This window comes from Phycicoccus duodecadis, assembly GCF_002846495.1.
GTDB lineage: Bacteria > Actinomycetota > Actinomycetes > Actinomycetales > Dermatophilaceae > Phycicoccus > Phycicoccus duodecadis.
Map to the genome: position 1 here is coordinate 1,540,843 of NZ_PJNE01000001.1, position 20,778 is coordinate 1,561,620.

The window sequence follows — 20,778 nt, forward strand, 5'->3', positions numbered from 1 at the left end:
TGTGGATAACGGCGCTCGAGCGATGGTGCGGCTCGAGGTTCGCGCCAGCATGAAGCCTGACAGCCTTCGGAGTGACCACGAACGAACGCCGATCTGCGTTGGTGGACACAGGAGGTCGCGATGACTCAGACAACCCGCCGCCACTACGAAACCCTCTCTGATGCTGCCACCCGCACCGGGCTCAGCATCAAGACGCTTCGCCGCCGTATTGCCGTTGGTGAGCTCGCTGCGTACCGGGCGGGCCCACGGGTCATCCGTCTAGACCCCGATGACGTAGACCGCTTGATGGTGCGCGTACCCACCTGCGACTGAGGCAGATTCGAGCCTGCGCGCGTGCAGACCACTTACCGCGCGCGTGCGTTTCACGCCAATCCATTTGCGTCCTGGCGTGGGGAACCGTCCCGCACACCTCGTCCCTCACTCCGTCGCGCGAGCAGCCATCTCCGACAAGGCATCCGCAATCTGACGGTCCCTTCCCTGCGCAGCGTGCTGATACCGCAGCGCGGCGTTCACACTGCTGTGCCCCAGTCGCTGCTGCAACTCCGCAAGTGTGGCTCCGGCCCTTGCGGCCATCGTCGCTCCGGTGTGCCGCAGGTCGTGAAGGCGTAAGTCAGGCCGCCCCGCAGCGGCCCGTGCGGCAGCCCAAGAACGGTAGAGCGTTGAGGGCTGAAGGTTCGACACTCCGTCGGCGCCGGGGAACAGCAACGAGTTCCTTTCGCGCCCAACGTAGGTGTCGAGATGAGCCGTCACGAAAGGCACAACGTGCGGGGGGATTGACACCGTGCGGGTTCCGGCGGCGGACTTCGGAGTTCCGACGACGGGCCGGCCATGAACCTGCGACACCGCTCGCTCAATCCGTACGGTTCGGTCCTGCAGGTTGACGTCGCGACGACGCAGCTCGAGAAGCTCGCCGACCCGCAGGGCGCACCATGCGCCGAGGAGTACGAGCGCGCGAAAGTGGCTAGGCATCGCGCCGGCTATGAGGTCAATCTCAGCCGTCGACGCCGGACGGATCTCACGCGCACGCGTTGTGTTGGAGGCACCGCGGATCCGGCACGGGTTGGCAGCGATGAGCTCGTCTGCGACCGCGGTGTTCAGAACGGCTTTCAGTAGGGCATAGGAGCGCGCACGCCCTGTCGGCTTGCTGGGGTCCATCTGGTTCCACCAGGCCCGCACGTCGGCAGTATTGATCTCGGCCATGACCCTGGTCCCGAGGGCCGGGTCGAGGTAGCGCTTCAGCAGGTGTTCATAGCCTTCCCGAGTCTTCGGTTTGAGCTCCCGCGTGGACACCCAGGTCGACGCGTAGCTGCCAAAGGTCGTGGGTGGTTCTCTTCTCGACGGCTTCGGTCGCTGCCAGTCACCGCCCGCAACGCGCTGACGCTCAAGGGCCAGCCACCCCTCGGCGTCCGCCTTGGTCGTGAATGTCGTCGGGGCGTTGAGACGTCGAAGGTCAGGTGCGACGAAGCTCGCCTGGTACCTACCGGAGGGCAGTTTTCTGACCCGGCCAAAGCCGCGTCGGCCCCTAGCCGCGGCCATCGTCAGCCCCCACTACGTGCATGGGTCGTGCCACATACGTGCCACATCTCTGGCAAAACGCGTCCAGTTGAGTCCACTCCCGTCCCCGCCTATCGCACCGCGATGCGCCTCATACTCGCAGGTCAGGGGCCATAGGACAAGCACTTATGTGGGAGCTGGCGGGGGGACTCGAACCCCCAACCGCCTGTTTACAAGACAGGTGCGCTACCGGTTGCGCCACGCCAGCCCGCCGGTCCCCCGGCGGCCCCACACTCTACTGGCCGCCCCTCGGGACGCCGTCTGTGAGACGGCTCAGCGCCCGACCCCGTCATCGGCTCCGCCATGGAGCAGGATCGAGCCGTGCACGCTGAGCCTCCCGCCGAGACCGACGCCGACGCCGCCACTCCCCCGGCGCCCGACGCCGCCACGCCGCCGGTCCCCGGGACCCCCGTCCACCGGGCCGGCCTGCCCACCCTCGTCCTGGGCGCGATCGGCGTCGTCTTCGGCGACATCGGCACCAGCCCCCTCTACGCGATGAAGACGGTCTTCGCGATCGACGACGGCGTCGTGCGCCCCACCGCCGACGACGTCTACGGCGTCATCTCCCTCATCGTCTGGAGCCTGACCCTCGTCGTCTCGGTCAAGTACGTGCTGTTCATCCTGCGGGCCGACAACGACGGCGAGGGCGGCGTCCTGGCCCTGGCGCACCTGGCCCGGCAGGGGCTGCGCCCGGGGGGGCGGCGCTGGCGGCTGGCGATGCTCCTCGGCGTCCTCGGAGCCTCGCTGTTCTACGGGGACAGCCTGATCACCCCGGCCATCTCGGTGCTCTCGGCCATCGAGGGCCTCGAGGTCAGCACGCCCGCCGTCGCCCACCTCGTCGTCCCGGTCGGGGCCGCCGTCATCACGGCCCTGTTCGTGGTGCAGCGCTTCGGGACCGAGGTCGTCGGTCGCGCCTTCGGGCCCGTGATGGTGCTGTGGTTCGCCGTGCTGGCCGCCCTCGGCATCGGCCCGGTGCTGCGCGACCCGGCCGTGCTGCTGGGCCTCTCACCGCACTACGCCGTGCTCTTCGTGCTCCGGCACCCGCTCGTCGCGTTCGTGGCGATGGGGGCGGTCGTCCTGGTCATCACCGGCGCCGAGGCCCTCTACGCCGACATGGGGCACTTCGGCACGCGCGCCATCCGGGTCGCCTGGTTCGCCCTGGCCTTCCCGGCCCTCACGCTCAACTACCTCGGCCAGGCCGCCGAGATCCTGCGCGACCCGGGCACGTCCGCGAGCCCGTTCTTCCTCCTCGCGCCGGGCTGGGCCCAGGTCCCGCTGGTCGTCCTGGCCACGCTGGCCACCGTCATCGCCTCGCAGGCCGTCATCTCGGGGGCCTTCTCGATGTCGCGCCAGGGCGAGCGGCTCGGCTTCATCCCTCGCCTGACCATCCGGCAGACCTCGCAGAGCGAGGGCGGCCAGATCTACGCGCCGGCGGTGAACTGGCTGCTGTTCGCGGGCGTGATCGTGCTGCTCGTGGCGTTCCGCTCGTCCGAGCGCCTGGCCACCGCCTACGGGCTGGCCGTCACCGGCACCTTCCTCATCACCACGACCCTGTTCCTCTTCCTGGCCCGCACCCGGTGGGCCTGGTCGACCCGTCGGATGGTGGCCTTCGCGGTGCCGATCTACCTGCTCGAGGCCGTGTTCTTCGCGGCGAACCTCACCAAGGTCGCGACCGGCGGCTGGTTGCCGTTGCTCGTCGCCGGCACGGTCTGCACCCTGATGCTCACCTGGTCGACCGGGCGCGACCTCGTCACCGAGCGTCGTCGCAAGCTCGAAGGGCCCATCGGCCCGTTCATCGACTGGCTGCACACCGACCCCGTGTCGCGGGTCGAGGGCACGGCGGTCTTCCTGCACCCGGACAACCGCACGACGCCGCTGGCGTTCCGCGAGAACGCGCGCTTCAACCACGTCATCCACGAGAACGTCTGGATCGTCTCGACCACCTCCGAGAACCACCCGCACGTGCCCGACGAGGAGCGCGTGGTCGTCGACCACCTCGGCGACCCCTATGACGCCATCGCGCACCTCACGCTGCGCTTCGGCTTCCAGGACGACGTCGACGTACCCGCCGGCCTGCGCCTGGCCGCCGCGCAGGGCCACGACATCGACGTCGACGGCGCCACCTACTTCGTCTCGCGGATCACCCTGCACTCGAGCGACCGGCCGGGGATGAGCCGCTGGCGCAAGCGGGTCTTCCTCGGCCTGGCCCGCAATGCCGCATCCCCGGTCGAGTACTTCCGCCTCCCCATCGACCGCGTGGTCGTGATGGGCGCCCAGGTCCGGTTCTGACCGCCCCCGGGGTCAGAGGCGGGCGTCCTTGAAGGCCGTGAAGACCGCCCGCGTGGTGGGGGTGACCTTCACGATGGACTGGCCGTCGCCGCTGGTGCCGATGGCCCCGGGCACGACGGTGTGCTGCACCTTGGCCGGGTCGATCCGGTAGAAGGCCGCGAGGAAGGTCAGGGCCGTCTCGGCGTCGACGTCGGTCTGCGCGTACTTGCTGACGATGCTCATCTCCTTCGGCAGCCCCGCGGGCCCCGCCAGCCGGGCGGCCACCCCGCCGGCGATGAGGATCTCCTGCTGGTGGCGCGAGCGGTCGAAGTCGCCGTTCGGGAACGCATGCCGCTCACGGGCGTACGCCAGGGCGGTCCCGCCGTCGGCGACCTGACGGCCCTGCTTGACCTTCAGCAGGTTCAGGAACGTGAAGGCCTTCTCGACGACCAGTGACAGCCCGCCGGACTCGTTGACGATGCTCCCGAACCCGTCGAACCCCGTGACGACGTAGCCCTGGAGGTCGATGCCACTGAGGTTCTCGATGGTCCGGGCCTCGGCCGGGCCGCCCCCGTACGCGAAGGCCGCGTTGATCTTCGAGGTGCCCCCGGTCGACAACGGCACGTACAGGTCGCGGGGGATGCCCACGATGCCGGCGCCACCCCGGCCGTCGAGCCCGATGATCTGCAGCGAGTCGGTGCGGCTGCCCTTGAGGCTGCCGCCCCGCGCGTCCGAGCCCATGACCAGCATGAACCGCGGGAAGCGGCCGAGGTCGGTGCCCTTGCCGAGCGAGGGCCACCAGCCCCCCACCACGCGCCACCGGGGGCCGACGGCCAGGGTCACGTCCTCGCCCGAGGTGACGACCGCGACCTTCTCCTTCATCCAGGTGCCGAGGGTGGCGGTGGCCTGGACCCCCGTCCGGCCCGCGTAGACCTTCGCGACGGCCGCGGTGAGGGCCGCGTCGGCGCCCGCGACGACCACCGCGGGGGTGGGCGTGGGCGTCGGGCTCGCCGAGGTCGGGGCGGCCGACGACGACCCGGCCGCGGTCGGCGCGGTCGGGCCGCCGCCACCGGAGCACCCGGCCGCGAGCGCGAGGACGACGACGAGGGCCAGCGGGGCACGGGTGCGCATGGCCGAGAGGGTAAACGCCCCGCCGGAGTGGGGGCGAGCAGGCGGCCGAAGCCGCAGGTCAGGCCGTGTCGGACTCGACGCGCCGCTGCGGCGCACCGCGCATCCGGCGGTCCCAGGGCGCCGCCAGGAACTCGCCCAGCACGGTGGCGGTGGCGATGGCGAGCAGTGCCGCACCCGCCCCGAGCAGCGTGGTGATGCCGGACTGAAGCGAGAGCAGCCCCTGGTCCGAGCCCGGCGCGACCATCTGGTACAGCCCGCGGAAGATCGTCAGACCGGGGAGCAGGCCGAAGCTGGCCGGCACCACGAGGACCATCGACGGCGCGTCCATCCGCTGGGCCACCAGGCGCCCGAGGACGCCCACCGCCACCGCCCCGAGCCCGGTGGCCGTGACCGGGCCGACGTCGAAGACGCGGGTCAGCAGCGCCACCAGGACCACCCCGACCACGGTCAGCGCCCCCGTGGGCACGACCAGCCGGCGCCGGCTCTGCACGGTGACCGCCGCGGCCAGCCCCACGACCAGCGCTCCGAGGACGGCCGGCACGATGGGCGCCTGCGTGACCCGCAGGTCGAGGACCGCGGGCGACACGAACGGCGCGCCGGTGGACGTGATGAGGGTCAGCAGCATCCCCAGCCCGGCCGCGATCCCGATGATCAGCCCGGTGAGCGACAGCAGCACCGCCAGCAGCCGGCCGGCCCCGGTGAGCGGGTAGCCGAAGATGACGTCCTCGATCGCCGCCGCCATGGTGCGCCCGGGCAGCATCGCCACGATGCCGCCGGCGACGACGAACGCGAAGTCCCTCTCGCCCAGAGGGATGACCCCGAGCGCACCCAGGGAGAACGCGCCCCCGGCCAGCAGCGTGGCGGCCATCGCGTTGATGGCGTTGCCGTAGAACTCCGGCAGGCCGATCCGCTGGTGGGTGCGCGCGATGCCGGCGACGGCCAGCACGACCACCACCGTGACGAGGGCCGCGCTCACACCGGCACCGATGATGACGGCGACGGCCGCCGCGAGGAAGGCGTTGGCCACCGAGACCGCCCACGCCGGGAAGTTGCGCGCGTGCCGCTCGATCGAGCGCAGCCGCTCGCGGGCCTCGGGCGGCATGACCTCGCCGGCCACCAGGGACTGCACCAGCCGGTGCACGGCCACGAGCCGGGCGTAGTCGTGCCGGCTGTGCCGCACGACCTTCAGCAGGGTGTGCGGGCTGCCGTCGCTGCTGGTGGCCTGCACCAGGATGGACTGCAGGGTGATGTCGAGCTCGATGCGGTCGACACCGGCCGCCGCGGCCACCGCCGCGATGCTGCCCTCGACCTGGGGCGCGCCGGCCCCGCAGCGCAGCATCAGCTCGCCGACCTTGACCGCCAGCTCGAGGCCGTCGCGGACCGCCTGGTCCTCACCGGCCCGGCCAGGGATGCGGGCGTGCCGGTAGGGCGTGCGCCGCAGCAGGTCGGCCATCGGCATCGGCTCGGTCGGGTAGTCGCCCCTCAGGATGCGGGGGCGGCGCTGGCGGGGGTCGCTCATATCGCCGGCACCACCGAGTCGACCCAGCCGGGCGCCTGCCCGAGCGGCCACCACACGGGGGCGCCGCGGCTGACGGCGACGGCGACCAGGACCGCGCCCGCCAGCAGGGCCCCGACCACGATGGCCTGGCGCACGTTCGGGTGACCGGTCATCCCGCGCACCAGGCTGCGCGAGCCGCGGCGCAGGCTCGCGCCACCGGGCCCCCACCAGGCCGTGAGGGCCGTGAAGACGGCCGCCACCAGCAGCGGCACCGGGCTGTCGGCCGGGACCGACCGGGACTGCACGGTCTCGACCACCAGGGCGGTGGCGAACATCGCGCACACCCCGACCAGCAGCGGGACCAGGAGCGTGACGACCGCTCCGAGCGCGCCGACCAGCACGTGCCACGGCGTGGTGACGACGGCCAGCGCGACATCGCTGCCGCGCTCGCCCCGGGCGTGCCGGCGCACCACGAGTGACGTCACCGAACGGTCGGCGGTGCGGGCCAGGACGATCCAGCCGGCCAGCACCAGCAGCGCCGCCAGGGGCGCGGCCACCGCGAGGCCGGCGAGCAGCCCGAGCAGGGCCAGCAGGGTGCCGGAGCGGGTCGGCATCCCGATGCGGGGGTCGGCGCGGACCTCGAGGGCGTCGTCCTCGTCGTCGTCGCGCCAGGCAGCGGGCGGCAGCGCCGGCCGCTGCTGGACGGGGGGCAGGGCCACCCTCGGCGGGGCCGGCGCGGGCAGGCCGTACCCGGGCGGCGTGGTGTCGACCGGCGGGTTCACCGGCGGTGGCGGCTGGGTGGGCAGCTGCGCCGTGCGGGCACCGAGGACCTCGGTCGACGGGCGGCTGCGGCGCACCTCGATGGCGGCGGTGGCCGGGGCCCCGTGCGCGTACGACTCCAGCGCGCGGACGACCTCGTCGTGGTGCGGGCGCTCCCCGGGGTGGGGCGAAAGGGCGGCATACAGGAGGGGCTCGATGCGCGGGTCGACGGCCACCAGGTCAGGCTCGCCGGCCGCCACCCGGGCCAGCACCGCGCTCATCCCGCCCCGGCCGAAGGGTGGCGTGCCGCTGGCCGCGAACGCGGTGGTGGCCGCCCACCCCCACCAGTCGGTGGCCGGCGTGACGTCGTCACCGTGCACCACCTCGGGCGCGAGGTAGCCCGGCGTCCCCATCACGAGCCCGGCACTGGTGAGCCGGATGTCGTCGACCAGGTGCGCGATGCCGAAGTCGATGAGCACGGGGTCGCCGTCGACGAGCAGGACGTTGCCGGGTTTGACGTCGCGGTGCACGACGCCCGCCGAGTGGATGGCGTCGAGCGCCTCGGCCAGCCCCTCGGCCACCCGGTGCAGCTCCGCGGGCGAGAGCGGGCCACGCTCGTCGACCCGCTCGTCGAGCGAGGGGCCGTCGACGAAGCGGGTGACGACGTACGGGGTGGGGCCGTCGACGTCGGCGTCCACCACGGGCGCCACCCGGGGGCTGCGGATGCGGCTCAGGGTGTCGACCTCGCGAGCGAGGCGCGCACGGGCGTCGGGGTCGTCGGCCACGTGCTGGCGCAGCAGCTTGAGCGCGTAGGCCCGGCCCTGCCGGTCGAGCGCCAGGTGCACCACGCCCATCCCGCCCTCGCCGAGGCGCTGGACCAGCCGGTACTGCCCGAGCCGCGCGTGCGCGCGCCGCTCGTCGGTCACCTCCGGCCCGGGGCCGTCGGCGTGGGCGTCGGCGGTCATGCCTCCACGGTAGGGGGTCGGCCTGGGCGGGGGCTGGAGGCGGCGGCGCCCCGGCGACGGCCGGGCTACTGCTGGATGTAGTCGCGCAGCTGGTCGCGCTCGGCCTGCAGGGTGTCGATGCGGAACTTCACGATGTCGCCGATGCTGACGATCGCGCCCAGGGACCCGTCGACCAGGACGGGGACGTGGCGGATGCGGCGGTCGGTCATCATCCCGGCCATGTCCTCGAGGGAGTCCTCGGGAGTACAGGTGTGCACCTCGGCGGTCATGATCGACGAGACGGGGGCGTCGACCAGCGCGGCGCCGTCGGTGTGCAGGTGGCGCACGACGTCGCGCTCGCTGACGATCCCGTGGACGCTGGTGCCGTCGTCGCTGACGACCACGGCGCCGATGCGGTGCTCGGACAGGAGGGCGAGGAGCTCGGCCACGGTGGCGTCGGGACGCACCGTGACGACGGCCCCGCCCTTGCGCTTGACGACGTCGGCGATCCTCATGCGCCCACCGTAGGGCGGTCGGCCGCGACGCGCCAGAGATGGGCGGCGCGGCGATCCGGTCGTCGGGCGGACGCCCCTCCCCACGACCCCGCGGCGCGGGCTATCCTCGAAAGACCGTGTGCACCGACGCAGACGGGAGCTCCACCCTTTACAACGGATCGTCCGGCACGTTCCTGCCGGTGAAGGAAAGGCAAAGACGCCATGGCAACTGTCCGCTTCGACGAGGCCACCCGGGTCTACCCGGGCAACGACACCCCCTCGGTCAACAAGCTCAACATCGACGTCCAGGACGGGGAGTTCCTCGTCCTCGTCGGTCCCTCCGGATGTGGCAAGTCCACGTCCCTGCGGATGCTCGCAGGTCTCGAGGAGGTCAACGACGGCAAGATCTGGATCGGTGACCGCGACGTCACCGACCTCTCGCCCAAGGACCGCGACGTCGCGATGGTCTTCCAGAACTACGCGCTCTACCCGCACATGAGCGTCGCCGACAACATGGGCTTCGCCCTCAAGATCGCCGGCGTCGACAAGAGCGAGATCCGCAAGCGGGTCGAGGAGGCCGCGAACATCCTCGACCTCACGGCCTACCTCGAGCGCAAGCCCAAGGCCCTCTCGGGTGGCCAGCGCCAGCGCGTGGCCATGGGCCGCGCGATCGTGCGCAGCCCTCAGGTCTTCCTCATGGACGAGCCGCTGTCGAACCTCGACGCCAAGCTGCGCGTGCAGACCCGCACCCAGATCGCCTCGCTCCAGCGCCGCCTCGGCGTCACCACCGTCTACGTCACCCACGACCAGGTCGAGGCCATGACGATGGGTGACCGCATCGCCCTGCTCAAGGACGGCATCCTCCAGCAGTGCGCCACGCCGCGCGAGATGTACGACAGCCCCGCCAACCTGTTCGTCGCGGGATTCATCGGCTCCCCCGCCATGAACCTCGTCGCCGTCCCGGCCGGCCCCGAGGGCGCCAGGTTCGGCAACCACACCGTGCCGCTGCCGCGCGAGCGCTCCGAGCACGGCGGCGCCAGCGTCGTCGTCGGCGTCCGCCCCGAGGACGTCGAGGTCACCACGAACCCCGACGGGCTCGAGCTCATGGTCGACGTCGTCGAGGAGCTCGGCGCCGACGCCTACGTCTACGGCACCCCGACCGACAGCAACGTCACGCTCGAGGGCGGCGACGACAACCTCGCCAAGCCGTTCATCGCGCGGGTCGACGGCCGCAACGTGCCCGAGAAGGGCTCGAAGATCTACGTCTACCCCAAGGCCGAGCACCTGCACGTGTTCGACCAGGCCTCCGGCAAGCGCCTCTGACCCAGCCCGCCGGCCCGACGACGTGGACGGCGCCCCGGACGAGCACCTCGTCCGGGGCGTCGTCGCGTCGGCCCTCCCCCGACCTCCCCTCCGCCCGTCCGCCCACGACCTCGCCCGCTGGAGCACCGATGGCCCTCGAGCTCACCGCCGCCCGACCCGACCCGGCCCTGCTCGACCTGCCGTGGCGGGTCCCGCTCGAGGAGTGGCCCGAGGACATCCTCGCCGCCCTGCCCCGCGGCATCTCGCGGCACGTCGTCCGCTTCGTGCGGCTGTCGGGCCGGGTGCTCGCCATCAAGGAGATCAAGGACGACATCGCGCGCCGCGAGTACGAGATGCTGCGCAACCTGGGCCGCCTGCACCTCCCGGCGGTCGAGCCCTTCGCGGTGGTCAGCGGGCGCGTCGACCGTGACGGTGAGCCGCTGGACGCCTGCCTGGTCACCCGCCACCTGCAGTTCTCACTGCCGTACCGCGCTCTCTACAGCCAGTCGCTGCGCAAGGGCACGGCCACCCGCCTCATCGACGCCCTCGCCGTGCTCCTGGTGCGCCTGCACCTGGCCGGCTTCTGGTGGGGTGACGTCTCGCTGTCCAACACCCTGTTCCGGCGCGACGCAGGGGCATTCGCGGCTTACCTGGTCGATGCCGAGACCGGCGAGCTGCGCGAGCGGCTCAGCGACGGCCAGCGCGAGCACGACCTCGACATCGCGCGGGTCAACATCGCCGGGGAGCTGATGGACCTCGAGGCCGGCGGCCTGCTCCAGGAGGAGCGCGACCCGGTCGAGGTCAGCGAGCGCATCGTCACCCGGTACCGCGAGCTCTGGGCGACCCTCACCGACGAGGAGACCATCGACGACTCCGAGCGCTGGCGGGTCGACGACCGCATCCGGCGCCTCAACGCCGTGGGGTTCGACGTCGACGAGCTGGAGATCACCACCGACATCGACGGCACCTCGATCCGGTTGCAGCCCAAGGTGGTCGACGCCGGCCACCACTCGCGGCGGCTGCTGCGGCTCACCGGCCTCGACGTGCGCGAGAACCAGGCCCGCCGGCTGCTCAACGACCTCGACGCCTTCACGGCGGGCACCGGGCGCCAGGGTGACGACGAGGAGATCGTGGCGCACGACTGGCTGAACCGCATCTACGAGCCGGTGACCCGCCGGGTGCCGCGCGAGCTCACCGGCAAGCTCGAGCCGGCCGAGGTCTTCCACGAGGTGCTCGAGCACCGGTGGTACCTGGCCGAGCGGGCCCAGCACGACATCCCGATCGAGGAGGCCATCGACGACTACGTGGCGTCGGTGCTGCCCGCCAAGCCCGACGAGCGGGCGGTGCTGGGCGTCGACACGGCCGAGATGCCGGTCATCGACCTCCGCCCGGGGCGCTGAGGGTCGCCGCCTGACGCGAGTGGCCGCCTCAGGAGGGCGAGAGCCAGGTCCAGCCGGGGATGTTGCGAGCGACCCAGAACGCCAGCACGGCCCAGAACAGCCCGTAGAGGAGCCAGGCCGGCGCCATCCGGGTGCGCTGGGCACCGGTCCACATCCGGTGGGTCCACACCACGAACCAGACCGCGAGGCCGGCCGACGCGACGACGGTGAACGGGTTGCGCGCCAGGGCGGTCGGGACGTCGCCGTGGGTGAGCGCGTGCAGCGCGCGCAGGGTGCCGCAGCCAGGGCACCAGGTGCCGGTGACGTAGAGCCACGGGCAGGTCGGGTAGTGACCGCTCTCGTTGGGGTCGACGGTGGCGACGACCGCCAGGACGCCCGCGGCCGCGGCGGCGACCGCGAGGGGTCGCAGGAGGCGGCGGCCCCTGCTCGAGGTGTCGAGCAGGGGCCGCACGCGCTCCTGGACGGACGTCACCCGTGGGTCACATACCGGAGCTGGACGAGCTGGCCCCCAGGACGCCGAGACCGACGACGAAGATGAGGTAGAGCACGATGACGATCACGCCGGCGATGGCGCCCCACTTGATCCACTTGCCGGCGTCGGCGGCCGACTGCTGGGCGCCGACGTGGTCGCCGGAGGCCCACTTGCTGTTGACCTCGGCCGACTTGATGATGGCCACGATGCCGAAGGGCAGGCAGCAGAACAGGGTGACGAGGATGGACCACACGAGCTTGTTGTCGGGTGGGCCCCCCATCGGGCCACCGGCCGGCGGCGGGGCGGAGTAGCTGCCGCCGCCGTACCCGGCGTCCCCCGAGCCGGGCGGGGGCGGGGGCGGGGGCGGGGTCGAGCCGTAGTCAGACATGGGTTCCCTCTCTCACAGGCATGGGGGGCTGTCCACCCCCGCCGGGGCGTCCCGGCGGCGCCGATCCTTCCACAGCGCGGCCCGCGATTTCACGCATCCACGCCCGAAAGGGACCCGGTGGCCGGGGGAGCCCTCCCCGCGCCCGGTCAGCCGCGTCGGCGCCGCGCGACCTCGTAGAGCGTGACCCCGGTGGCGATCCCGGCGTTGAGGGACTCGACGGCCGAGCTCATCGGCACCGACACGATCTGGTCGCAGGTCTCGCGCACCAGGCGCGACAGGCCCTTGCCCTCGGACCCCACGACGACCACGATCGGCTCGGACGCGAGCTCGAGGTCGGGCAGCTCGACGTCGCCGTCCATGTCGAGGCCGATGACGAAGAAGCCGGCCTTGCGGAAGTCCTCGAGCGCCCGGGTCAGGTTGGCCGCCTGGGCCACCGGGATGCGCGCGGCCGCCCCGGCCGAGGACTTCCAGGCGCTGGCGGTCATCCCGGCCGAGCGGCGGGTGGGCACGACGACGCCGTGGCCGCCGAACGCCGCCACCGAGCGCACGATGGCACCCAGGTTGCGGGGGTCGGTGATGCCGTCGAGGGCCACCACCAGGGGGATGCCGGGCATCTCGGGGTCGACCAGGTCGCGCGGGTGGGCGTACTCGTAGGGCGGCACCTGCAGCGCCAGCCCCTGGTGCACGGCCCCGTCGGTGATGCGGTCGAGCTCGCCGCGCGGGGTCTCGAGCACGGGGATGCCGCGCTCGGTGGCCGTCTTGATGGCCTCGCGCACGCGGTCGTCGGAGTCGATGCGACCGGCGACGTACATCGTCGTCACCGGCACCCACGCGCGCAGCGCCTCGACCACCGAGTTGCGCCCCGCCACGACCTCGCTGGAGGCGGGCGCCTTGCGCGAGCCGTTGGGGCGGCCGCCCGAGCCGCGCTTGTCGCCACCCTTGGCCGCGCTCTGGTGCGCCTTGTGGTTGGGGCGGTCGGCGGCCTTGGGTGTCGGCCCGCGGCCCTCGAGCCCGCGGCGGCGCTGCCCCCCGGAGCCGACGGTGGGGCCCTTCTTGCCGCCCTTGCGGATCGCTCCGCGGCGCTGTGAGTTACCGGGCATCGTCAGTCTCCCTTGTGTCGGGCGAGGCTCCAGCGGGCACCGGCTGCGGTGTCCTCCAGAGCGATGCCGGCGGCGGTCAGCTCGTCGCGGATGGCGTCGGCGCTGTCGTAGTCACGGGCCGAGCGGGCCGCGGCGCGAGCGGCGATACGGCCCTGGACGAGGGCGTCCAGGGCGCTCAGCGCGTCGTCGGCGCCGGAGCCTCCGGTGGACCACACCGGGTCGAGGGGGTTGACCCCCAGGACATCGGCCATGGCCACCACCTGGCGGGCGATGCCGGCGGCGTCGTCGGCGTCACCGTCGTCGAGGGCGGTGTTGCCGGCGCGGACGGCCTGGTGGATGACCGCGAGCGCGTCGGAGACTCCGAGGTCGTCGTCCATGGCCTCGCGGAAGTCGGCCGGGAGCTCGGCGGAGCCGTCGGGGACGAGGCTGTCGGTGCCGGGCAGCGCGCGGCGCAGGAACCCCTCGACCCGCTCGACGGCGGTGGCGGCCTCCTCGATCGAGCCCTCGTGGTACTCGATGGTGCTCCGGTAGTGGGCCGCGGTCAGGTAGTAGCGCACGGCCAGCGGGCGGTGCTCCCGCACGACCTCGCTGACCCGCAGCGAGTTGCCGAGGGACTTGCTCATCTTCTCGCCGCCCATCGTCACCCAGGCGTTGTGCAGCCAGTAGTTGGCGAAACCGAGCCCGGCGGCGCGCGACTGGGCGACCTCGTTCTCGTGGTGCGGGAAGCGCAGGTCGACCCCGCCGCCGTGGATGTCGAAGGTGTCGCCGAGGTACTTGCGCGCCATCGCCGAGCACTCGAGGTGCCAGCCGGGGCGACCGGCCCCGAACGGGGTGGGCCAGCTCGCGGTGGCGGGCTCGTCGACCTTGCGGCCCTTCCAGAGGGCGAAGTCGCGCGGGTCACGCTTGCCGCGGGGGTCGGCGTCCTCGGCGTCGTTCATGTCGTCGAGGCTCTGGTGGGTCAGCTCGCCGTAGCTCGGCCAGGACCGCACGTCGAAGTACACGTCGCCGGAGTCGTCGGCCGCCGGGTAGGCGTGGCCGGCCTCGACCAGGGTCTGCATCAGCTCGACCATCTCGGTGACGTGGCCGGTCGCCCGGGGCTCGTAGGTGGGCGGCAGGACCCCGAGGGCCTCGAGGGCATCCGCGGTCTCGAGCTCGTTGCGGTAGCTGAGCGCGAACCAGGGCTCGCCGGCCTCGGCCGACTTCCGCAGGATCTTGTCGTCGATGTCGGTGACGTTGCGGATCAGGGTGACGTCGTAGCCGTGACCGCGCTCGAGCCACCGGCGCAGCACGTCGAACGCGACCGCGAACCGGACGTGGCCGATGTGCGGCGGCGCCTGGGTCGTGAGCCCACAGATGTAGATCCCCGCCTTGCCGGGCACGACGGGGACGAAGTCACGCTGCTCGCGCGTGAGGGAGTCGAAGAGCCGGAGGGTCACCCGCGACAGGCTACCGGCGGCAGGGCGCAACCCCCGATTCGCCCGCTCGGAGGGCTGAGCTTCCGCGCCGTCACCGTGACGACGCGTTTGCGCGCCGCGGACGCGGATGCATCCCCGCCCGGGCGGAGCTTCCGCGCCGTCACAGGGATGACGCGGTTCGTCACGAGCGCTCAGCCGCGCCGGCCTCGACCCTGTGGATGACGCCACGGCCGGCTCTTCGAGAACGGGCACGATCGGTGGATGTCCGATCGGCTCCTGACCCTGGCGGCGGTGCAGCAGGGCGTCGTCTCCATCCGCGACGCCACCCGGCTGGAGGTCGACCACAACGCCGTGGCCGACCTCGTCACCGCGGGCACCCTGGTCCGCGTCCGACGCGGCGCCTACGTGCTGGGCTCGTCCTGGGAGCCGGCCACTCCCGAGCGCCGGCTGGCCTTGCGCACCCGCGCGGTGCTGCACGCCCGCGGCAGCTTGGTCGAGGCCGCCACCCACCAGAGCGCCCTGGCCCTGCACGGCCTGCCGCTCCACAACGCGCCCCTCGACGTGATCGACGTCTGCGGGAACGTCACCCGCGTGCGCCGGGCCGCCGACCTGCGCATCCATCCGACCGACGCCAGGCTCGCCGTGCAGGTGGTCGAGGGCGCTCGCACGGTCCCGGTCGACGTCGCCCTGGCCCAGGTCGCCCTGCGCGAGGGGCGCGGCGCCGCGGTGGTCGCCGCCGACGCCGCCCTCCACGCGGGCGCGGCCGACCTCGACCGGGCCGTCGATCTCGTCGGGCAGCTCGGGGAGTCACCCCGGCGGGCGGCCCGGGCCCAGCGGTGGCTGCGCCTCGCCGACCCGCTCTGCGAGTCGGTCGGCGAGACCCGGACCCGCCTGCTGCTCGGCGACCTCGGGTACGAGGCCACCAGCCAGGTGCGCATCCGGGACGAGGCCGGCTCCGTCGTCGCCCGCGTCGACCTGCTGGTGGGGGCGTGGGTGGTCGTCGAGTTCGACGGGCTCGTGAAGTACGAGGGCGCGCAGGGCCGGGCCGCGTTGGCCGCCGAGAAGGCGCGCGAGGACCGGCTGCGCGCCCTCGGGTACGAGGTGGTGCGCCTCACGTGGGCCGACCTGGCGAGACCGCAGCGGGTCGCGGCGCTCGTCCGCGGCGCCGTCGAGCGGGCGGGCGCGCGTCACGTCCGGGCCGGCTGACGTTCCGCGTCATCCCTGTGACGGCGCGGTTCCACGCCGCGGACGCGGATGCATCCGCGCCCTCCCGGAGGTTCCGCGCCGTCACAGCGGCGGCGCGGAAGCTCAGTGGCCGCGGTCGAGCCACTCCTGCAGGTGCGGGGCCTCGGCGCCGATCGTGGTCGGGTCGCCGTGCCCGGTGAGCACCACGGTGTCGGCCGGCAGCTCGAGCAGCCGGGTGCGGATGGACTCGACGATGGTCGGGAAGTCGCTGTACGAGCGCCCGGTGGCGCCCGGGCCGCCCTGGAACAGGGTGTCGCCGCTGAACAGCACCCCGAGTGCCGGCACCGAGAGGCAGCAGGCCCCGGGTGCATGCCCCGGGGTGTGCAGCACGGTGGCCTCGACGTCGCCGACGGTGAAGAACTGCCCGTCGGCGAGCTCGGCGCCCGGTGCGGCGTCCTGGCTCATGTCCCACAGCACCCGGTCGTCGGGGTGCAGGTACGCGGTGGCGCCGGTGGCCGCGACCACCTCGGACACGGCGTTCACGTGGTCGTTGTGGCCGTGCGTGCAGACCAGCGCCACGACCTCGCGGCCGGCCACGGCGTCGACGATGGCGCCGGCGTCGTGCGCGGCGTCGACGACGAGCACCTGGCGGTCGTCACCGAGCAGCCAGACGTTGTTGTCGACCTCCCACGACCCGCCGTCGAGCTCGAACACCCCGGAGGTCACGAGCCGCTCGACCCGCACCCCTGCCGGCGACGTCGGCACCGGCATCCCGATGTCGGTGCTCACGCGGGCCCGTCCATGACGACGACCGAGCGCAGGACCTCGCCGGCGTGCATCTTGTCGAAGGCGGCCTCGACGTCGGTGATGCCGATGCGCTCGGTGACGAAGGCGTCCAGGTCGAAGCGGCCCTGCCGGTAGAGCTCGACCAGCATCGGGAAGTCCCGCGAGGGCAGGCAGTCGCCGTACCAGCTCGACTTCAGGGCGCCGCCGCGACCGAAGATCTCGATCATCGGGAGGGTGACCTGCTTCTCGGGGGTCGGGACGCCGACGAGCACCACGGTGCCGGCGAGGTCGCGGGCGTAGAAGGCCTGCTCGTAGGTCTCGGGGCGGCCGACGGCCTCGACGACGACGTCGGCCCCGTGGCCGCCCGTGAGGGCGTGGATGGCCTCGACGGCGTCCTCGCTGGAGGAGTCGACGGTGTGGGTGGCGCCGAACCGCTTGGCCCCCTCGAGCTTCTTGGCGTCGACGTCGACGGCGATGATCGTCGTGGCACCGGCGACCTGGGCCCCGGCGATGGCGGCGTTGCCGACCCCGCCGCAGCCGATGACGGCCACGGAGTCGCCGCGCCCGACGCCGCCGGTGTTGACGGCCGCGCCGAAGCCGGCCATCACGCCGCAGCCGAGCAGCCCGACGGCGGCCGCGTCGGCCTCGTCGACCTTGGTGCACTGGCCCGCGGCCACGAGGGTCTTCTCGATGAAGGCGCCGATGCCGAGGGCCGGGCTGAGCTCGGTGCCGTCGGTGAGGGTCATCTTCTGGGTGGCGTTGTGGGTGGCGAAGCAGTACCAGGGCCGGCCCTTGCGGCAGGCGCGGCACTGCCCGCACACGGCGCGCCAGTTGAGGATGACGAAGTCGCCCGGTGCCACCTCGGTGACGCCCTCGCCGACGGACTCGACACGGCCCGCGGCTTCGTGGCCCAGCAGGAAGGGGAACTCGTCGTTGATGCCGCCCTCGCGGTAGTGCAGGTCGGTGTGGCAGACGCCGCAGGCCTCGACCCGGACGACGGCCTCGCCGGGGCCGGGATCGGGCACGACGACGTCGACGATCTCGACGGGCGCACCCTTGCTGCGGGCGATGACTCCCTGGACGGTCTGGGGCACGGGGTCCTCCTCGGGGCGAGCGGCGGTGGTCTGCCTCCACGCTAGCCCGGCGCCCTCGGCCGGCCGCGCCCCGGCATCCGGCCGCGGACCGTCCGAACCGATGAACCCGCAGGTGGGAACGGCTGTTTCCGCTTTCCCGGCAGGAAACCCTGGGTACGCTCGGGGGCATGCCCCACCCGGTCTTCGACGACGTCATCCACGAGCCGCACCGGCTGCGGATCTGCGCCTACCTGGTGCCCGTGGCGGGCCGGGAGTTCGGCGAGGTGCGCGACGCGATGGACCTCTCGGACTCCGCCCTGTCCAAGCACCTGAAGGCCCTGTCGGCGCGCGGCTACACCGCCCTCGAGCGCGGGGTGCGCAACGGCCGGCAGATGACGACGGTGGTGCTCACTCCCGCCGGGCGCGAGGCCCTGTGCGGGCACGTCGCCGAGCTGCAGCGGATGGCCCGCATCGTGGGGACCGACCGCCGCGTCGGGCCCCGCACCCGCTGAGGCCGCCCCACCACGGACCCCAGCGCGGTCAGGCGGTCGGGATGACGAGGGCGGTCGCGACGGCGGCGACGCCCTCGCCCCGCCCGGTGAGACCCAGGCCGTCGGTGGTGGTGCCGCTGACCGACACCGGCGCCCCGGCGGCGGCTGACAGCGCGGCTTCGGCCTCGGCGCGCCGGGTGCCGATCTTCGGAGCGTTGCCCACGACCTGCACCGCCACGTTGCCCACCTCGAACCCCGCCGCCCGCACCAGGCGCGCCGCCTCGGCGAGCAGCGCGACCCCGGAGGCGCCCGCGAGCTCGCGGCGCGCGGTGCCGAAGTGCGCCCCCAGGTCGCCGATCCCGGCCGCCGAGAACAGGGCGTCGCAGGCCGCGTGGGCAGCGACGTCGGCGTCGGAGTGCCCGTCGAGCCCCCGCTCCCCCGCCCACAGCAGCCCCGCGACCCAGAGCTCGCGCCCCGACCCGACCGGGGCGAGGGCGTGCACGTCGACGCCGACACCGACGCGGGGCAGGACCGTCATGGCGCCGATGCTATGACCCGCCGGTACGCGGCGGTGCGACCCGACCGTCGGCCACGAGCCCCTCGGCCCGCGCCAGGTCGTCGGGCGTCGTGACCTTGAAGGCCAGGGCGTCGCCCTCGACCACCAGCACCCGCTGCCCGGCCCGCTCGACCAGGGCCGCGTCGTCGGTGGCGTCCAGCCCGGAGGCGTGCGCGGCGTCGAGCACCGCCCGCCGGAAGCCCTGGGGCGTCTGCACCGCCCGGAGCGCTGCGCGGTCGGGGGTGCCGGTGACGAACCCGTCGGGGTCGACGCTCTTGACGGTGTCGACGACCGCGACCCCGGGCACGACCCCGTCGGCACCTGCCCGCACGGCGCCCACCACGCGCTCGAAGACCGCCACCGGCGTGAGGCAGCGGGCGGCGTCGTGCACCAGGACGACGTCGCACGCGGGGTCGAGGGCGGCCAACCCCGCCGCGACCGAGGCGGTGCGCTCGGCCCCACCGGCCACCAGCACGGCCGACGCGGGCAGCCATCCCCCCTGCCAGGCCGGATGCCCGGGCGCCTCGTACCCCGGCGGGACGACGACGACCAGCGACGTCAGGCTCTGGACGCGCAGCACCGACGCCAGGGCCCAGCGCAGCAGCGGCTGCCCCGCCAGCGGCACGAAGGCCTTGGGCATCTCGGCCCCCAGGCGCGACCCGGACCCGGCCGCGACGACGACGACGCCCACCCCGCGCGAGGCGGGATGGGCGTCGTTCGTCACGTCGGTGCTGTCGCCGGAGCGAGATGTCAGGACGCGAGGACCTCGTCGAGGATGACTTCGGCCTTCTCCTCGTCGGTCTTCTCGGCGAGCGCGAGCTCGGAGACGAGGATCTGACGGGCCTTGGCCAGCATGCGCTTCTCGCCGGCCGAGAGGCCGCGGTCCTTGTCGCGGCGCCACAGGTCGCGCACGACCTCGGCGACCTTGATGACGTCGCCCGAGGCGAGCTTCTCGAGGTTGGCCTTGAAACGGCGCGACCAGTTGGTCGGCTCCTCGGCGTACGGGGTGCGCAGCACCTCGAACACCTTGTCGAGGCCGGCCTTGTCGACGACGTCACGGACGCCGACCAGGTCGCAGTTCTCCGCGGGTACCTCGATCACGAGGTCGCCCTGGGCGACCTTGAGCTTGAGGTACAGCTTCTCCACTCCGCGGATGGTGCGGTTGTTGATCTCTTCGATGCGGGCAGCCCCGTGGTGGGGGTACACGACCGTTTCGCCGACCTTGAAAACCATGTGTTGTTGGCCCCTTTCGCGAGGAGAAGTCTATCACGACACGCCGGTCCGGCCCAATGCGAGCGAAGGGCATCTGTGCAGGTCAGAGGCCTGACGACGGCATCCCCAGACCGAAATCGGGGGTTGACAGAACGCCGCCGGCCGTGCTTCGCGCGCGACGTGCGGGCGCCCCGCGCACCCCGGCGCGGGGACGGGTCGGCGCCCCCTCCTCGCCCCCCGCTATCCTGGCCCGGTGACGAACCGCGCCGCCTCCACCCTGCGCCTCACCGGCATCCTGGGCGCCACGCTGCTGGCCTCCGGATGCGCGGTGTTCTCGCCCGTGCAGACCGACTATCCCTACATCCCGGCCGACGGTGTGCGGCTGACCATCCCCGGGCTCGACCTGCGCAACCTCGTGGTCGTCGCGAGCGAGAAGGGCGGCCAGGGCGTCCTCGTGGGCCAGGCGGTCAACGAGACCCCCGACGCGGTCGACGTCGTGTTCGCGGTCGGCGACGCGCAGACCACCCCCACCGCCGTCCCTGCCCTGAGCGGCAGCAGCCTCGGTGGCAACGGCTCGGCGGTCGGGGTCGGCGCCGTGCCGGTGGCCCCGGGCGAGATGGTCGAGCTCTCGGTGACCACCCGGGAGGCCGGGCGCAACGTCGTCCGCGTGCCGGTGCTGACGCCGAGCCGCTACTACTCCGAGGTCACGATCCCCAGCGCGAGCGCCGGCCCCTCCAGCTGAGCGGCCGG

20 protein-coding genes and 1 tRNA gene are annotated in these 20,778 nt (G+C 73.1%); 6 read left to right on the forward strand and 15 right to left on the reverse strand.

Features of this window, described 5'->3' with window-relative positions; genetic code table 11:
- Window positions 1–417: 417 nt before the first annotated feature.
- Window positions 418–1,536 carry a tyrosine-type recombinase/integrase gene (locus ATL31_RS07080; protein ID WP_101395153.1) on the reverse strand — a complete coding sequence of 373 codons (1,119 nt, stop codon included), beginning with the start codon at window positions 1,534–1,536 and terminating at the stop codon, window positions 418–420.
- A 153-nt stretch (window positions 1,537–1,689) separates the two neighbouring features.
- Window positions 1,690–1,762: transfer RNA gene (locus ATL31_RS07085), tRNA-Thr, on the reverse strand.
- Window positions 1,763–1,875: 113 nt separating this feature from the next.
- Here ATL31_RS07085 and ATL31_RS07090 point away from each other — a divergent pair.
- Window positions 1,876–3,843 carry a potassium transporter Kup gene (locus ATL31_RS07090; RefSeq protein ID WP_245862025.1) on the forward strand — a complete coding sequence of 656 codons (1,968 nt, stop codon included), beginning with the start codon at window positions 1,876–1,878 and terminating at the stop codon, window positions 3,841–3,843.
- 12 nt (window positions 3,844–3,855) lie between these two features.
- Here ATL31_RS07090 and ATL31_RS07095 read toward each other — a convergent pair whose 3' ends face one another.
- The 4 genes from ATL31_RS07095 to ATL31_RS07110 all read right to left on the reverse strand — a co-directional run bounded on the left by ATL31_RS07095 (window position 3,856) and on the right by ATL31_RS07110 (window position 8,669).
- Window positions 3,856–4,953 (reverse strand): LCP family protein, encoded by a 1,098-nt coding sequence (locus ATL31_RS07095; protein ID WP_101395155.1) that lies wholly within the window; start codon window positions 4,951–4,953, stop codon window positions 3,856–3,858.
- A 58-nt stretch (window positions 4,954–5,011) separates the two neighbouring features.
- Complete coding sequence (locus ATL31_RS07100; RefSeq protein ID WP_101395156.1) at window positions 5,012–6,472, reverse strand: threonine/serine exporter family protein; 1,461 nt, start codon at window positions 6,470–6,472, stop codon at window positions 5,012–5,014.
- Window positions 6,469–8,175: a serine/threonine-protein kinase gene (locus tag ATL31_RS07105; RefSeq protein ID WP_101395157.1), complete on the reverse strand. Its 1,707-nt coding sequence runs from the start codon at window positions 8,173–8,175 to the stop codon at window positions 6,469–6,471. The genes ATL31_RS07100 and ATL31_RS07105 overlap by 4 nt, the downstream gene beginning before the upstream one ends.
- A gap of 65 nt (window positions 8,176–8,240) precedes the next feature.
- Entirely contained in the window at window positions 8,241–8,669 is a 429-nt protein-coding gene (locus tag ATL31_RS07110) for a CBS domain-containing protein (protein ID WP_101395158.1), read from the reverse strand.
- 201 nt (window positions 8,670–8,870) lie between these two features.
- On the opposite strand from ATL31_RS07110, the gene ATL31_RS07115 reads away from it, so the two are divergent.
- The gene (locus ATL31_RS07115) at window positions 8,871–9,971 is read left to right on the forward strand and encodes an ABC transporter ATP-binding protein (RefSeq protein ID WP_101395159.1); all 1,101 of its coding nucleotides are present in this window, start codon (window positions 8,871–8,873) and stop codon (window positions 9,969–9,971) included.
- Window positions 9,972–10,099: 128 nt separating this feature from the next.
- Window positions 10,100–11,350: a DUF4032 domain-containing protein gene (locus tag ATL31_RS07120; protein WP_101395160.1), complete on the forward strand. Its 1,251-nt coding sequence runs from the start codon at window positions 10,100–10,102 to the stop codon at window positions 11,348–11,350.
- 28 nt (window positions 11,351–11,378) lie between these two features.
- Here the strand turns inward: ATL31_RS07120 and ATL31_RS07125 are convergent, their stop codons facing one another.
- The 4 genes from ATL31_RS07125 to cysS form a co-directional block, all read right to left on the reverse strand.
- The gene (locus tag ATL31_RS07125; RefSeq protein WP_101395161.1) at window positions 11,379–11,822 is read right to left on the reverse strand and encodes a DUF2752 domain-containing protein; all 444 of its coding nucleotides are present in this window, start codon (window positions 11,820–11,822) and stop codon (window positions 11,379–11,381) included.
- A 7-nt stretch (window positions 11,823–11,829) separates the two neighbouring features.
- The gene (locus tag ATL31_RS07130) at window positions 11,830–12,210 is read right to left on the reverse strand and encodes a CD225/dispanin family protein (protein WP_101395162.1); all 381 of its coding nucleotides are present in this window, start codon (window positions 12,208–12,210) and stop codon (window positions 11,830–11,832) included.
- 146 nt (window positions 12,211–12,356) lie between these two features.
- Window positions 12,357–13,310, reverse strand: a complete 954-nt coding sequence (gene rlmB / locus ATL31_RS07135; protein ID WP_101395163.1) for a 23S rRNA (guanosine(2251)-2'-O)-methyltransferase RlmB — start codon at window positions 13,308–13,310, stop codon at window positions 12,357–12,359.
- Window positions 13,311–13,312: 2 nt separating this feature from the next.
- Window positions 13,313–14,746 (reverse strand): cysteine--tRNA ligase, encoded by a 1,434-nt coding sequence (gene cysS, locus ATL31_RS07140; RefSeq protein ID WP_101395164.1) that lies wholly within the window; start codon window positions 14,744–14,746, stop codon window positions 13,313–13,315.
- A 240-nt stretch (window positions 14,747–14,986) separates the two neighbouring features.
- On the opposite strand from cysS, the gene ATL31_RS07145 reads away from it, so the two are divergent.
- The gene (locus tag ATL31_RS07145; RefSeq protein WP_101395165.1) at window positions 14,987–15,931 is read left to right on the forward strand and encodes a type IV toxin-antitoxin system AbiEi family antitoxin domain-containing protein; all 945 of its coding nucleotides are present in this window, start codon (window positions 14,987–14,989) and stop codon (window positions 15,929–15,931) included.
- 102 nt (window positions 15,932–16,033) lie between these two features.
- On the opposite strand, the gene ATL31_RS07150 is transcribed toward ATL31_RS07145, so the two are convergent.
- Both ATL31_RS07150 and ATL31_RS07155 read right to left on the reverse strand, forming a co-directional pair.
- Entirely contained in the window at window positions 16,034–16,681 is a 648-nt protein-coding gene (locus ATL31_RS07150; RefSeq protein WP_101397341.1) for an MBL fold metallo-hydrolase, read from the reverse strand.
- A gap of 14 nt (window positions 16,682–16,695) precedes the next feature.
- A complete protein-coding gene (locus tag ATL31_RS07155) occupies window positions 16,696–17,790 on the reverse strand; it encodes an S-(hydroxymethyl)mycothiol dehydrogenase (protein ID WP_101395166.1) in 1,095 nt (364 codons plus the stop codon).
- Window positions 17,791–17,957: 167 nt separating this feature from the next.
- On the opposite strand from ATL31_RS07155, the gene ATL31_RS07160 reads away from it, so the two are divergent.
- Window positions 17,958–18,281 carry a transcriptional regulator gene (locus ATL31_RS07160; RefSeq protein ID WP_101395167.1) on the forward strand — a complete coding sequence of 108 codons (324 nt, stop codon included), beginning with the start codon at window positions 17,958–17,960 and terminating at the stop codon, window positions 18,279–18,281.
- Between the two features lie 28 nt (window positions 18,282–18,309).
- Here ATL31_RS07160 and ispF read toward each other — a convergent pair whose 3' ends face one another.
- Genes ispF through ATL31_RS07175 form a run of 3 tightly spaced genes read right to left on the reverse strand, consistent with a single transcriptional unit; the run spans window position 18,310 to window position 20,049 of the window.
- Window positions 18,310–18,798: a 2-C-methyl-D-erythritol 2,4-cyclodiphosphate synthase gene (gene ispF / locus ATL31_RS07165; protein WP_101395168.1), complete on the reverse strand. Its 489-nt coding sequence runs from the start codon at window positions 18,796–18,798 to the stop codon at window positions 18,310–18,312.
- A 10-nt stretch (window positions 18,799–18,808) separates the two neighbouring features.
- Entirely contained in the window at window positions 18,809–19,540 is a 732-nt protein-coding gene (gene ispD / locus ATL31_RS07170) for a 2-C-methyl-D-erythritol 4-phosphate cytidylyltransferase (protein ID WP_245862028.1), read from the reverse strand.
- A 26-nt stretch (window positions 19,541–19,566) separates the two neighbouring features.
- Window positions 19,567–20,049: a CarD family transcriptional regulator gene (locus ATL31_RS07175; protein WP_101395169.1), complete on the reverse strand. Its 483-nt coding sequence runs from the start codon at window positions 20,047–20,049 to the stop codon at window positions 19,567–19,569.
- Between the two features lie 232 nt (window positions 20,050–20,281).
- Between ATL31_RS07175 and ATL31_RS07180 the strand changes: the two genes are divergently transcribed.
- Window positions 20,282–20,770 (forward strand): hypothetical protein, encoded by a 489-nt coding sequence (locus tag ATL31_RS07180; protein ID WP_101395170.1) that lies wholly within the window; start codon window positions 20,282–20,284, stop codon window positions 20,768–20,770.
- The last annotated feature ends 8 nt before the right edge of the window (window positions 20,771–20,778 follow it).